General features: G+C 74.1%; 16 protein-coding genes. 10 read left to right on the forward strand and 6 right to left on the reverse strand.

From position 1 onward, the window contains the following. The first annotated feature begins 10 nt into the window (after positions 1-10). Both AB0F71_RS27630 and AB0F71_RS27635 read left to right on the forward strand, forming a co-directional pair. The gene (locus AB0F71_RS27630) at positions 11-772 is read left to right on the forward strand and encodes a futalosine hydrolase (protein ID WP_360239335.1); all 762 of its coding nucleotides are present in this window, start codon (positions 11-13) and stop codon (positions 770-772) included. Further along, the gene (locus AB0F71_RS27635) at positions 765-1,622 is read left to right on the forward strand and encodes a 1,4-dihydroxy-6-naphthoate synthase (RefSeq protein ID WP_360239338.1); all 858 of its coding nucleotides are present in this window, start codon (positions 765-767) and stop codon (positions 1,620-1,622) included. Before AB0F71_RS27630 ends, AB0F71_RS27635 begins: the two co-directional genes overlap by 8 nt. Positions 1,623-1,655: 33 nt before the next feature. Here AB0F71_RS27635 and AB0F71_RS27640 read toward each other — a convergent pair whose 3' ends face one another. Continuing rightward, on the reverse strand, positions 1,656-2,039 hold the full coding sequence (locus tag AB0F71_RS27640) for a cold-shock protein (protein ID WP_350504961.1): 384 nt from the start codon (positions 2,037-2,039) through the stop codon (positions 1,656-1,658). 498 nt (positions 2,040-2,537) lie between these two features. Here AB0F71_RS27640 and AB0F71_RS27645 point away from each other — a divergent pair, with 498 nt between their 5' ends. Next, positions 2,538-2,777, forward strand: coding sequence for a hypothetical protein (locus AB0F71_RS27645; RefSeq protein ID WP_360239341.1), 240 nt, complete (start codon positions 2,538-2,540; stop codon positions 2,775-2,777). 23 nt (positions 2,778-2,800) lie between these two features. Here AB0F71_RS27645 and AB0F71_RS27650 read toward each other — a convergent pair whose 3' ends face one another. After that, the gene (locus AB0F71_RS27650) at positions 2,801-3,454 is read right to left on the reverse strand and encodes an HAD hydrolase-like protein (protein ID WP_360239344.1); all 654 of its coding nucleotides are present in this window, start codon (positions 3,452-3,454) and stop codon (positions 2,801-2,803) included. A gap of 99 nt (positions 3,455-3,553) precedes the next feature. On the opposite strand from AB0F71_RS27650, the gene AB0F71_RS27655 reads away from it, so the two are divergent. The 5 genes from AB0F71_RS27655 to AB0F71_RS27675 all read left to right on the forward strand — a co-directional run bounded on the left by AB0F71_RS27655 (position 3,554) and on the right by AB0F71_RS27675 (position 8,375). Then, complete coding sequence (locus tag AB0F71_RS27655) at positions 3,554-4,585, forward strand: iron ABC transporter permease (protein WP_360239347.1); 1,032 nt, start codon at positions 3,554-3,556, stop codon at positions 4,583-4,585. Then, entirely contained in the window at positions 4,582-5,628 is a 1,047-nt protein-coding gene (locus AB0F71_RS27660; protein ID WP_360239350.1) for an iron chelate uptake ABC transporter family permease subunit, read from the forward strand. The genes AB0F71_RS27655 and AB0F71_RS27660 overlap by 4 nt, the downstream gene beginning before the upstream one ends. Further along, complete coding sequence (locus AB0F71_RS27665; protein WP_360239353.1) at positions 5,628-6,488, forward strand: ABC transporter ATP-binding protein; 861 nt, start codon at positions 5,628-5,630, stop codon at positions 6,486-6,488. Before AB0F71_RS27660 ends, AB0F71_RS27665 begins: the two co-directional genes overlap by 1 nt. 70 nt (positions 6,489-6,558) lie before the next feature. Then, a complete protein-coding gene (locus tag AB0F71_RS27670) occupies positions 6,559-7,548 on the forward strand; it encodes an iron-siderophore ABC transporter substrate-binding protein (RefSeq protein ID WP_360239356.1) in 990 nt (329 codons plus the stop codon). A 116-nt stretch (positions 7,549-7,664) separates the two neighbouring features. Continuing rightward, a complete protein-coding gene (locus AB0F71_RS27675) occupies positions 7,665-8,375 on the forward strand; it encodes a VC0807 family protein (protein ID WP_360239359.1) in 711 nt (236 codons plus the stop codon). Positions 8,376-8,387: 12 nt separating this feature from the next. Here the strand turns inward: AB0F71_RS27675 and AB0F71_RS27680 are convergent, their stop codons facing one another. Further along, on the reverse strand, positions 8,388-9,179 hold the full coding sequence (locus AB0F71_RS27680) for a helix-turn-helix domain-containing protein (protein ID WP_360239362.1): 792 nt from the start codon (positions 9,177-9,179) through the stop codon (positions 8,388-8,390). 102 nt (positions 9,180-9,281) lie between these two features. Here AB0F71_RS27680 and AB0F71_RS27685 point away from each other — a divergent pair, with 102 nt between their 5' ends. Next, complete coding sequence (locus AB0F71_RS27685; protein ID WP_360239365.1) at positions 9,282-9,869, forward strand: TIGR03086 family metal-binding protein; 588 nt, start codon at positions 9,282-9,284, stop codon at positions 9,867-9,869. Positions 9,870-9,970: 101 nt separating this feature from the next. Here AB0F71_RS27685 and AB0F71_RS27690 read toward each other — a convergent pair whose 3' ends face one another. Further along, entirely contained in the window at positions 9,971-10,846 is an 876-nt protein-coding gene (locus tag AB0F71_RS27690) for a LysR substrate-binding domain-containing protein (protein ID WP_360239368.1), read from the reverse strand. Positions 10,847-10,916: 70 nt separating this feature from the next. Between AB0F71_RS27690 and AB0F71_RS27695 the strand changes: the two genes are divergently transcribed. Continuing rightward, positions 10,917-11,285 (forward strand): nuclear transport factor 2 family protein, encoded by a 369-nt coding sequence (locus tag AB0F71_RS27695; protein WP_360239371.1) that lies wholly within the window; start codon positions 10,917-10,919, stop codon positions 11,283-11,285. Between the two features lie 196 nt (positions 11,286-11,481). Here the strand turns inward: AB0F71_RS27695 and AB0F71_RS27700 are convergent, their stop codons facing one another. After that, complete coding sequence (locus AB0F71_RS27700) at positions 11,482-11,721, reverse strand: hypothetical protein (RefSeq protein WP_360239374.1); 240 nt, start codon at positions 11,719-11,721, stop codon at positions 11,482-11,484. 112 nt (positions 11,722-11,833) lie between these two features. Continuing rightward, positions 11,834-12,061 (reverse strand): hypothetical protein, encoded by a 228-nt coding sequence (locus AB0F71_RS27705; protein WP_360239404.1) that lies wholly within the window; start codon positions 12,059-12,061, stop codon positions 11,834-11,836. Positions 12,062-12,135: the final 74 nt, after the last annotated feature.

Here is a 12,135-nt window from a genome sequence, read left to right on the forward strand (position 1 = left end):
GCTCCCCGCGATGACCGCACAGGTCTCCGAGGCGCACCCCGGGCAGCCGGGCCCCGAACGGGCCCGGCTGCTCGTGGTCGTCGCGGTGCCGGCCGAGGCCGAGGCGGTGCTGCGCGGCCTGCCCGGCGGTGCCGCCGACCTGCCGCTGCCCGGCGGCACCCTGCACCGCTGCGCGGGCGCACCGGTGGACGTGCTGGCCGCGGGCGTCGGCCCGGCGGCCGCCGCCGCGGGCGCCTGCGTCGCGCTGGCGGCCCGTCCGTACGGCCTGGTCGCCTCGGCCGGGATCGCCGGCGGCTTCGCCCCGCACGCGCCGGTCGGCGCCACCGTGCTGGCGTCGGCGGTCGTGGCCGCCGACCTCGGCGCCGAGACCCCCGAGGGCTTCGCCGACGTCACCGAGCTGGGCTTCGGCACCGCCCGGCACACCCCTCCCCCGGCCGTCGTCACCCTGGCCGGACGGGCCCTGGCGGACCGGGACGTCCGGGCCGTGACCGGCCCGGTGCTGACCGTCTCCACGGTGACCGGCAGCGCCGAGCGGGCCGCCGCGCTGGCCGCCCGGCACCCGGGGGCCGCGGCCGAGGCGATGGAGGGCTTCGGTGTGGCCGAGGCCGCCGCCCGGTTCGGCGTGCCGGCCTTCGAGCTGCGCACCGTGTCCAACCCGGTGGGCCCGCGCGACCGGGCCGCCTGGCGGATCGGCGAGGCGCTGGCCGCCCTGGAGCGGGCCTTCGCCGCGCTGCCCGTCCCAGAACTGATCGAGGAGGCCGGCCGTGGCTGAACGGCTCAGCATCGCGTACTCGCCCTGCCCGAACGACACCTTCGTGTTCCACGCCTGGGCGCACGGGGCCGTCCCCGGGGCGGACGCCCCCGAGGTGACCTTCGCCGACATCGACATCACCAACGGCCTGGCCGAGCGCGGCGAGCTGGACGTGTTGAAGATCAGCTACGGCGCGCTGCCCTGGGTCCTGGAGGAGTACGCCCTGCTGCCCTGCGGCGGCGCGCTGGGGCGCGGCTGCGGGCCGCTGGTGCTCACCCTGCCGGGCGTGGCCTCGCCCGCGGACCTGGCCGGCCGGACCGTCGCGGTGCCCTCCGAGCGCTCCACCGCCTACCTGCTGTTCCGGCTCTGGGCGGCGCGGGCGGTGCCGGGCGGCTTCGGCGAGATCGTCGTCCTGCCGTTCCACGAGATCATGCCCGCCGTCCGGGACGGCCGGGTGGACGCCGGCCTGGTGATCCACGAGGCCCGCTTCACGTACCAGCAGTACGGCCTGCACAGCCTGGCCGACATGGGTGAGGCCTGGGAGGCGGAGACCGGCCTGCCGATCCCGCTGGGGGCGATCGTGGCCCGCCGCTCGCTGGGCGCCGAGCGGCTGCGCGAGCTCGCCGCGACGATCCGCGAGTCCGTCCGGCAGGCCTGGGCCGATCCGGCCGCCAGCCGGGAGTACGTGCTGGCGCACGCCCAGGAGATGGACCCGGGCGTGGCCGACCAGCACATCGGGCTGTACGTCAACGAGTTCACCGCCGACCTCGGCGAGGAGGGCTACCAGGCCGTCCGCGCGCTGCTCACCCGGGCCGCCGCGGAGGGGCTGGTGCCCCCGCTCGACCCGGGTGCGCTCGCGTTCCCGTCCTAGGGCCCGGGCGTCAGACGTCCCAGGACCCGGGTGTCAGACGTCGAACTGGTCGGCCACCGCGCGCAGCAGGCCGGCCAGCTTCTGGCCGGTCGGCTTGGCCGGGTAGCGGCCGCGCTGGAGGCCGGGCAGCACCGCGTCCAGCGTGGTGATCAGGTCCTGGACGATCGGCGCCATGTCGTCGGCGCTGCGGCGCTGGGCGGCGGCCACCGACGGCAGTGCGTCCAGCAGCTGCACGGCCATCGCCTGGTCCCCGCGGTGTCCGGCGACCACGCCGAACTCGACCCGTTGGCCCGGCTTGAGCACGGTGACACCGGCGGGCAGCGCCTTGGTGTGGACGAAGACGTCGTCACCGTCGTCGCGCGACAGGAAACCGAAGCCCTTCGTCTCGTTGAACCACTTGACCTGGCCGGTGGGCATCTCGAACAGTCCTCGAATGGGTGTGAGGGATCCCGGCCCTGGCCGGGGATCACTGGGTGGTGTGGGGAGAAAGACGGCCGACCTCGGCTCGGCGCCCGTGGGCGCTCACGGCCGGCGCGTTGTCAGGAGCAGACTAATGGTCCGTCACTGCCTCATCAGCGGTCCGCGATCGGGCCGCGTTCCGAGGGCCGGACGGGCCGACGGGAGCGCGGGGATCTCGCGGCCACGGACGACCCGGTACTGGCACGGCCGGGGCGCGGTTCTGCGCAGTCCATCGGCTCACACCCCCGGGTCTGAGGACACGGGACGCACCTGTAGCGCCCCTCGGCACCCCCTGCATACCCTCGCTCAGCAGGGATCAAAACGCATCGCTGCCGGGAAACTGCGCAACGTGACCGAGCCGCTCCGGTGGGCCGCCGCGGGGGCGGTTCTGCCAGACTGGGGCGCGGACCGGGCCCCGGACGGGCGGCCCGGCGCGGCTCGGAGGAGTGAGCGGACGTGAGCAGCCAGAGCGCCGACCCCGGCGACGTGTACGTCAAGGCCGGAACGGTGGTCTTCGGCATCGGCGCGCTCGCCACCCTGGTCACCTTCGTCCCGCTGTTCCTGCACCTGACGCCGCTGCCGACGGCGATGTACTGGCTGAGCATGCTGATGCCGGCCGGCTTCCTGTCCGCGCTGACCGGGCTGTTCCTGAACGCCCGGGCCCAGCGCGACCGCGCGGAGCCCCGGCAGTCCTAGAAGGTACGCGGAGCCCGGCAGTCCTAGGAGGTAGCCGAGCCCCGGAACGCATCCGGGCCGAGGTGCCGGTCGAGCCACTCCGGGAAGCCGGTGAGGTCGGTGAGCACCACGTCCGCCCCGGCCTCGCGCAGTTCGTCCGCGCCGTACGGGCCGGTGGCCACGGCGACTGCGACGGCGTCCGCGTGCCGGGCGCCGACGATGTCGCCGAGGTGGTCGCCGACGTAGATGCTCGCGCCGTGCGCGCGCAGCGCCTGGCCCTTGGTCTCCGCCCAGAGGTCGCCGACCAGGACGTCCGCGTCCAGTCCGGCGTGCTCCAGGTGGAGGCGGGCGTTCGGCTCGTACTTGCCGGTGATCACGGCGACCCGGCCGCCGTGGGCGCGGACCGCCTCGACGGCCGCGTGGGCGCCGGGCAGCGGCACGGTCGGGGCGAAGGCGTGCTCGCGGTACAGCTCGCGGTAGCGGGCGGCGGCCCGCTCCGCCTCGTGCGCCGGGAACCAGTTGCGGATCTCGTCCAGCAGCGGCGGGCCGAGCCGGGTGACCACCAGGTCGGCGTCGACGGCGACGCCGGTCTCGGCGGAGAGCGCCCGGTAGGTGGCGTGGATGCCGGGCCTGGTGTCCAGCAGCGTCATGTCGAGGTCGAAGCCGACGGTGAGCGGGGCGGGCGCAGTGGCGGGCATGCCGCCAGGCTACCCAACGGGCCCGGGCCGGGACGAGGCGATTTGCCCCGCCTCCGAGGCGGAACTTAGGTTTACCTGAGTTTTCCGCGGAGAGGGCTCATGACCGACACCACCGCACCACCGGGCAAGCGGCGGACACCCCGTCACCGAATACTGTGGCTCGCCGCCGCCCTGGCCGTGCTGGCCGGCGCGGTGCTGCTGAGCCTGGCGGTCGGCAGCCGGACGGTGCCGCTGTCGGCGACCGTCGACGCGCTGCTGCACGGCGGCGGCTCCGCCGACGCCGTGGTGATCCGCGAGCTGCGGGTGCCCCGGACGGTGGTCGGGCTGGCCGTGGGCGCCGCGCTCGGGCTGGCCGGCGCGGTGATGCAGGGCCTGACCCGCAATCCGATCGCCGACCCCGGCATCCTCGGGGTCTCGCAGGGCGCGGCGGCGGGCGTCGTGGTCGCCATCTCGGGCTTCGGGGTCTCCACCCTCACCGGGTACGTCTGGTTCGGCTTCGCGGGCGCCGTGCTCGCCACCGTGCTGGTGTACGGCCTGGCGGGGCGCGGCCGGGGCGGGGCCACGCCGATCAAGCTGGCGCTGGCCGGCTCGGCGATGTCCGCGTTCATCGCCTCGCTGAACACCCTGGTGCTGACCACCGACGCGGCCACCATGGACCAGTTCCGGTTCTGGCACGTCGGCTCGCTGTCCGGCCGGACGGCGGACGTGGCCTGGCAGCTGCTGCCGTTCCTGGCCGTCGGCACCCTGCTGGTGGTGGCGGTGGCGCGCGGGCTGGACGCGCTGGCGCTCGGCGAGGACACCGCGAAGGGGCTGGGCGCCAGGACCGGCGCCGTCCGGGCGGTCGGCGCGCTGGGCGCCACCGTGCTGACCGGCTCGGCGGTCGCGGCGGCCGGCCCGATCGCCTTCATCGGTCTCGCCGTGCCGCACGCCGCCCGGGCGGTGGCCGGCGCCGACCACCGCTGGATCCTCGCCTTCTCGGCCGTCCTCGGCCCGGCCCTGCTGCTGCTCGCGGACACCCTCGGCCGGGTGCTGTTCCCGCCCTCGGAGGTCCCGGCGGGCGTGATGACGGCGCTGGTGGGGGTGCCGGTGCTGGTGGCGCTGGTGCGGCGGCGGAAGGTGGTGGCGGCATGACCGCGGTTTCGCTCCGGGGCTACTCGGTGGTGCGGGCCGGACGGGCCTCGTTCCTGCTGCACCGGCGTTCGGCGCTGGCCGCCGTCGGGCTGCTGGCCGTGCTGGCGGCGACGGTGGTGGCCTCGCTGTGCCTGGGCGAGTCGACCGTCTCGCCGGGCGAGGTGGTCAAGGTGGTGCTGGGGCAGCCGAGTCCGGACGAGCTGGTGGTCGGGGAGTTCCGGCTGCCGCGCGTGGTGGTGGGGCTGCTGGTCGGGGCGGCGCTCGGGCTGGCCGGGGCGCTGGTGCAGACCGTCGCCCGCAATCCGCTGGCCAGCCCGGACGTGGTGGGCGTGACCTGGGGCGCGACCGTCACCGTGGTCGGGCTGATGGCGTACGGCGTGGTCGGCTCCACCGGGCAGGCGCCGTACGCGGCGGTCGGCGGCGGACTGGCGGCCGGGCTGCTGGTGTACGCGCTGGCCTGGCGGCGGGGGCTGCACGCCCAGCGCTTCGTGCTGATCGGGATCGGGATCAGCGTGGCGCTGTCCTCGCTGACCTCCGTCTTCCTGACCAAGGGCGACGGCTTCCAGGCGCAGGCCGCGAAGGTGTGGATGACCGGCAGTTTGAACGGCACCGGCTTCGACCAGGCCGGGTGGCTCGCCTGGGTGCTGCTGGCGGCCCTGCCGGTGGCGCTGTGGGCGGCGCGGGCGCAGCGGTCGATCTCCTTCGACGACGCGACGGCCGTGGGCCTCGGACTGCGGCTGGACCGGATCCGGCTGGGCATGGCGCTGCTGGGCATCGTGCTGGCCTCCTGCGCGGCGGGCGCCGCCGGGCCGGTGGACTTCGTGGCGCTGATGGCCCCGCAGATCGCGCTGCGGCTGGCCCGCTCAGCGCAGGTGCCGCTGCTGTGCTCGGCGCTGACCGGGGCGCTGGTGGTGGTCCTGGCGGACCTGGTGGCCCGGCGGCTGCTCGCCCCGACCGAGCTGCCGGTGGGCGTGGTGACCGGCATGGTCGGCGCGCCGTACCTGATGTGGCTGTTGATCCGATCCCGCCGTGGAGGTTCCTGATGTCCGTTCCCCGCTTGGAGGCCCGGGGCCTCACCCTGGCCTACGAGGCGCGCACGGTCGTCGAGGGCCTGGACGTCGGCATCCCGGACGGGCGGGTGACGGTGATCGTCGGCCCGAACGCCTGCGGCAAGTCGACGCTGCTGCGGGCGCTCGGCCGGCTGTTGAAGCCGGTGCGCGGCGCGGTGCTGCTGGACGGCGAGGAGCTGGCCCGGATCCCGACCAGGCGGATCGCCCAGCGGCTCGGCCTGCTGCCGCAGTCGCCGACCGCGCCGGAGGGCATCTCGGTGGCGGACCTGGTCTCGCGCGGCCGCCAGCCGCACCAGAGCTGGTGGCAGCAGTGGTCGGCGGAGGACGAGGAGGCCGTCGCCGAGGCGCTGGAGCGCACCTCGACGGCGGAGCTGGCCGAGCGCAGCGTGGACGAGCTGTCGGGCGGGCAGCGCCAGCGGGCCTGGATCGCGATGGCGCTCGCCCAGGGCACCGACATCCTGCTGCTGGACGAGCCGACCACCTACCTGGACATCGCGCACCAGGTGGAGGTGCTGGACCTGGTCCGCCGGCTGAACGTCGAGCGCGGCCGGACGGTCGTCGCCGTGCTGCACGACCTCAACCAGGCGGCCCGGTACGCGGACCACCTGGTGGCGATGCGGGACGGCCGGGTGGTCGCCGAGGGCCCGCCGGGCGAGGTGGTGACGGCGGAGCTGGTCCGCGAGGTGTTCGGGCTGGACTCGGTGGTGGTGCCGGATCCGGTGACGGGCACTCCGCTGGTCGTGCCGGGGGCGCCGTGGGCGGCGACGGCCGGAACCGCCGGAACGGCCGAAACCGGCGGACCGGCCGAAACCGCCGGGGCCGTGGACGCTTAACGGCCTTTCAACCACCATTTCGGACATAATCGACAGGCCCACCGCAGCCTCACCGCCCGAGGACCCGCCGATGCCCCGGATCTCCCGCCGTACGTTCCTCGCCGGGCTCGGCGGACTCGGCGGGGCCGCCGCGCTCGCGGCGTGCAGCGGCTCCGGGGGCTCCCAGCCGCCCGCCGCGGACTTCGAGGCGAGCGGCACGCCCTCCCCCACCCCGCTGCCGCCGGTGACGGTGAACGCCGCGACCGGGCCGGTGCAGGTGCCGGGCGAGCCGGTGCGGGTGGTCGTGCTGGACACCGACGTACTCGACTCCGCACTGACCCTGGGCATCACCCCGGTCGGGGCCGCGCTCCCGGCCGCCGACACCGGCTTCCCCGCGTACTGGCCGGCCTCCCGCACGGCGGGCGTCCGGCTGGTCGGCCCGGCCGGCGCGCCGGACCTCGCCGCGCTCCGGGCGCTGCGGCCGGACCTGATCCTCTCCAACCAGACCCGGGACGGCGACCGGTACGAGCAGCTGCGGACGATCGCCCCGACCGTGCTCACCCAGACCACCGGGGCGCCCTGGAAGGCGAACTTCCAGCTGCACGCCCAGGCGTTGAGCCGGGTGACGGCCGGGGCGGCCTTCGCCGCCTCGTACCAGAAGCACGCCGGGCAGGTGGCGGGGGCGCTGGCGGCGGCGAAGCTGTCGGGGCGCAAGGTGAGCCTGGTGCGGTTCACGGAGGGCGGCGGGATCCGGCTGTTCGGGCGGCAGAGCTTCCCCGGGTCGGTGCTCGCCGACGCCGAGGTGGGGCGGCCGGACGCACAGAACGTCGACCAGTCCGACTTCGAGATCCCGCTGGACCAGATCGGCAAGGCGGACGGCGACCTGCTGCTGTACGCGACCTACGGCGATCCGGAGCGGGCGGGCGAGGAGGCGGCGTTGGCGAGCCCGGGCTGGCAGGGCCTCGGGGCGGTCAAGGCGCACCGGGCGTTCCCGGTGGACGACCAGCTGTGGTTCCAGGGGATCGGGTACACCGGGGCGAACTTCATGCTGGACGAGCTCCAGCGCTTCCTCGGGGCGTAGTCGGGGCCTGGTCCGCCCACTGACGATTAGTCGACATCCCCGGGTTGTGCAGCCGACCGGCACTTCCGCCACAATGGCGCCGCCCATTCACACCGTTTCGTCCGGGGGACACCACCATGTCAACTGCGGTAGCTCCGACCGCTCCTGCCCGCAAGGGCAAGGCCGCCGCGCTCGGCTGGCTGATCAGCATCGCCTTCAACGTGGTCGCGCCGATCATGATCTACAACCAGCTGCACGACCACGGCTACAGCGAGTCCACCGCCATCCTGCTCTCCGGCCTCGGCCCGGTGCTCGACACGGTGATCTACCTCGCCTGGCACCGCCGGATCGACGAGTTCGCCGTCGTCTCGCTGGTCTTCGTGGCGCTGACGCTGGTCGTCTCGCTGGTCGGCCCGACCGACCCGAAGATGCTGCTGGCCAAGGACTCCTTCGTCTCCGGCCTGCTCGGCGTGCTCTACCTCGCCTCGCTGGCCGCACCCAAGCCGATCATGTTCTACTTCGGCCGCAAGTTCGCCACCGACGGCACCCCGGAGATGGTCTCCTGGTGGAACTCGATGTGGCAGTACCCGGGCTTCCGGCTGGTGCAGCGCAACCTGACCATCGTCTGGGGCATCGCGTTCATCCTGGAGGCCGCGCTGCGGATCGTGTTCGTCTACACGCTCTCGCACGGCACGGTGGTGACCATCAACAGCATCCTCCCGTTCGCGGTGCTCGGCGGGCTGATCTACTTCACCATCACCTACGCCAAGCGGGCCAGCGCCCGTGGCCGGGCCGCCGCCGAGGCGGCCGCGGCTGCTGCGACGGCAGCGTCGGCGCCGGCGGCCTGAGTCGCTCGGCGTTCAGCCCGAATTCGCGTAGCGGGACGGCGAGATGCCGACCGCTGCGGTGAAGTCCCGGGTGAGATGGGCCTGGTCGGCGTAACCGAGTTCGACGGCGAGCGCCGCCAGGTCCAACTTCCCCTCGGCCGCCGCACGTTCGGCGGCCTCGTGGAGCCGGGCCCGGCGCAGCACCCACTTCGGGGAGGCGCCGACGTACTCGGCGAACAGTCGCTGGAGGCGGCGGACCGTCAGGCCCAGCTCGCGGGCCAGGTCGTCCACCCGGCGCAGGTCCGGGGCGCCGGTGATCCGCTCCACCATCGCGGCGACCTCCTCGGCGACCGGGTCGGGCGCGGGCAGGAGCGGCAGCAGGAAGGCGTCGGCCCGCGCGGCGCTGGGGCCCTCCAGGACCAGGGCGTTGGCCTCGTCCACCCCGGGCCCGAAGTAGTCGGCGGCGGGGACGGACCGGTCGGCCAGGGCGCTCACCGCATGCCCCGCGAAGGGCCGGAAGGCGCCGGGGCGGAACTTCACGCCCAGCACGTGCCCGGTGCCTTCGAGACGGCGGACGAAGAGCGAGCGGTCCACCCCGTAGACGCGGGCCCGCGGGGCCTCGAAGACCAGGTGGACGTTCGGGTGGGCGAGCACCTTCTGCTCGTACGGCGGCCGGCCGGCCAGGTCCCAGCGGACCACCCAGTAGAACTCCACGAACCGCGCCACGGCGGGCGCGGGCGCCACCCGCTCCACGCTGATCAGCTCGGCGGCCCGAGCCGGGTGGAGCACACCGCGGCCGAGGTCGGGGGCATCGGGGGCAGCCATGGGGCCAGGCTAGTCGTCGCGTTTCTCCAGGACCGTCGCGCTTCTTCGAGGTCGTCGCGTTTCTTCAAGACCGGGCGGCGCGGCCCGGCGCAGGATCGGGACATGAACGCTCACTCCCTGCACCCCGTCCTGGCCCGGGCCGCCGCCGTCGCCTCCGAGGTCGCCGCTGGCGTCCCGGCCGGGGTGGCCCTGGACGCGCCGACCCCCTGCGGGGCGTTCGACGCCCGGACGCTGATCAACCACTGGGTGCTGTACACCTCGCACGGCCTGGAGCACCGGGCCCGGCGCACCGAACTGCCCACGGCACTGATCGAGCGGGACTTCACGGCGGACCCGGACTGGCGCGCCGAGTACGCGGCGCAGCTGGAGCGGGCCGTGGCGGCCTGGGGCGACCCGGCGGCCTGGGAGGGGGACGTCGACCTCGGCGGGTCGCCGTTCCCGGCGGTGGGGATCGCCCGGATGCTGGTCCTGGAGCTGCTGCTGCACGGCTGGGACGTGGCCCGGGCGGTCGGGCAGCGGGTCGAGGTGGACGAGGAACTCGCGCTGCTGGTGGGCGAGATCGTCGCGGAGAACGCCGAACTGTTCCGGCAGTACGGCGGGTTCGCGGAGCCCGTCGCGGTGCCCGAGGACGCCTCGGCGTGGGAGCGCGCGTTGGCGGCCTCGGGGCGTGACCCGCGCTGGAAGGCCTGACCGGCCCGGTCAGCTCATCAGGGCGGGGGCGAAGTAGTCCCGGATGCGGAAGATCTGGACCGGGGAGACGGCTTCGTCGTCACGAGCCGGGGAGGGCGGCTTCAGTCGGTGCGCATCGCCGTCGTGAGTTTGGTGTGGAGGAGGCGGACGGCCGGGGAGTGCTGGTCGCGGCGGGCGACCAGGCCGAGGCGGGCGTTCGTACCGGCGTCGGTCAGCGGGACGGCCCGCAGGCCGGGGCCCTCCACGGCGGAGGCGCTGAGGACGGCCACCCCGGCGCCGCGCTCGGCCAGGCGGAGCACGGCCGCCGGGGAGCTGGCCTCGATGTCCACGCGCGGATCGAAGCCGAGCTGGGCGCAGGAGCGGTCGTAGGCCGCGCGGAGACCGGTGCCCGGGGAGAGGCAGAGGATCTTCTCCCCGCGCAGGTCGGCGAGGGTCAGGCCGGGGCGGTCGAGGCGGTGGCCGACGGGGACGACGGCGGCGATCGGGTCGTCCACGACCACGCCGACCTCCAGCCCGGCGGCCACCTCGCCCGCGTAACCGATCAGGGCGAGGTCGAGGGCGCCCGCCAGGACCTGGGCCTGGAGCAGGTCGGAGTGGCCCTCGTGGAGGCTGAGTTCGATGCCGGGGTGAGTGCGGCCGAGGTCGGCGACGGTGTCCAGGAAGGGCGGGATCGAGCAGCCCATGATCATGCCGAGCCGGACCCGGCCGCGTACGGCGTCGGCGAACTCGGCGGCGGTGTGCCGGATGGCGTCGAGGGTGGCCAGGGCGTTCTTGGCGAGCGGGAGGATGGCCTCCCCGGCCGGGGTGAGGTGGATGCGGCGGCCGGCACGGTCCAGCAGTTGCTGGCCCAACTCCTTCTCCAGCTTGGCGACTTGGGTACTCACGCCGGACTGGCTGACGTGCAGGCGGGCTGCGGCAGCCGTGAACGAGCCCTCGTCGACGACGGCGGCGAAGTAGCGCAGCTGGTGCATCTCCATATCTGAGGATGATAGCTGGCATCGGTTCTATCTGTTGGACGGATGGGAGAGATCGCGGAAGGATGGAGGCATGACGACGACGAAGAACGCGCGAGAGCTGGCCGAGACCTACTTCACCGCCTGGGAGGCGGGCGACTTCGACACCATCCGGGGCCTGCTGGCCGAGGACGTCGACTTCGTGGGACCGCTCGGCAAGGCGGCCGGGATCGACCAGGCGCTGGGCGGGCTGCGGGGGCTCGGTCAGGTGCTGGAGAAGATCGACGTGAAGGTGCGGGTGGTGGAGGGTGACGAGGTCATCACCTGGTTCGAACTGAACACCAGCATCGCGCCGACGGCGCCGACGGCGAACTGGATGCACGTGGAGGACGGGAAGATCGCGCGGATCCGGGTCACCTTCGACCCGCGCGAGGTGCTGGCGGGATTCGAGAAGAAGGCCTGAGGAGGGCCGAGCGGGGCGGGCAGAACAGCACGGGAGACGAGGGTCGTGATCGCCGGGGGGCGATGGCGGCCCTCTTCCGCTGTTCGCGCTCAGGCGTCCTCGTCGGGCTCGGGCGGGGCCGCGCGGAGGGCGGTGACGACGCCCAGGGCGACCGTGGCTATCGCGAGGGCGAGGAGCGTCGCGAAGGCGACGGCGATCAGGAATCGCACGGGCGCTCGCGGTCGCGGTCGGCGTCGAGGAGCAGCGTGAGGATGTTGAGGAGGGTCGACGCCGGGGCCGTGTTGAAGCAGACCAGGACGCGGCCGTCGAGGGTCCGGTCGGTGGCGGCCGAGGGGAAGATCAGGCCGAACCGGCGGCCGCGCTCGTGGAGTTCGGCGAGGAGGCTGAGGATGTGGTCCTCGGTGAAGGCCCGGATCCGGGGGTCGGTGGGCTGCATGGGGTGGCGGGTCACTGGGCACCGTCCAGCGTGAGGTGGGCCGCCGGGCGAGGTGCCAGCCCGTGGGCTGGCCCTTTTCCCAGCGGCCTCCTCCCGAACCCGTCGTGCGACGTTAACCGCAACGGGCTCTCCAGTGATCTCCGTGAGGTGCGCTTTCGCAGTCAACGTGGATGCCGTCGTGGCAGGTTGGGCAGACAATGAGAGTCTTCTGTCGCCTCTTGGCCATGAGGGCAGCCCAGTTGGGTTGTTCCTGTCCGAAGAGGTCGAGGTCGGCGAGCTTGCGGATCTGATGGACCGCGATGTTCTCGGTCGCTCCGCACAGCTCGCAGAACCCGGCCAACAGCCTTCTGACCAGCCTTCGTTGGCGTGGTGCCGTGACTGCTCGGTCAGGATCGCGGTCCTTGAGGAGCGCGT

This window comes from Kitasatospora sp. NPDC028055, assembly GCF_040637885.1.
GTDB lineage: Bacteria > Actinomycetota > Actinomycetes > Streptomycetales > Streptomycetaceae > Kitasatospora.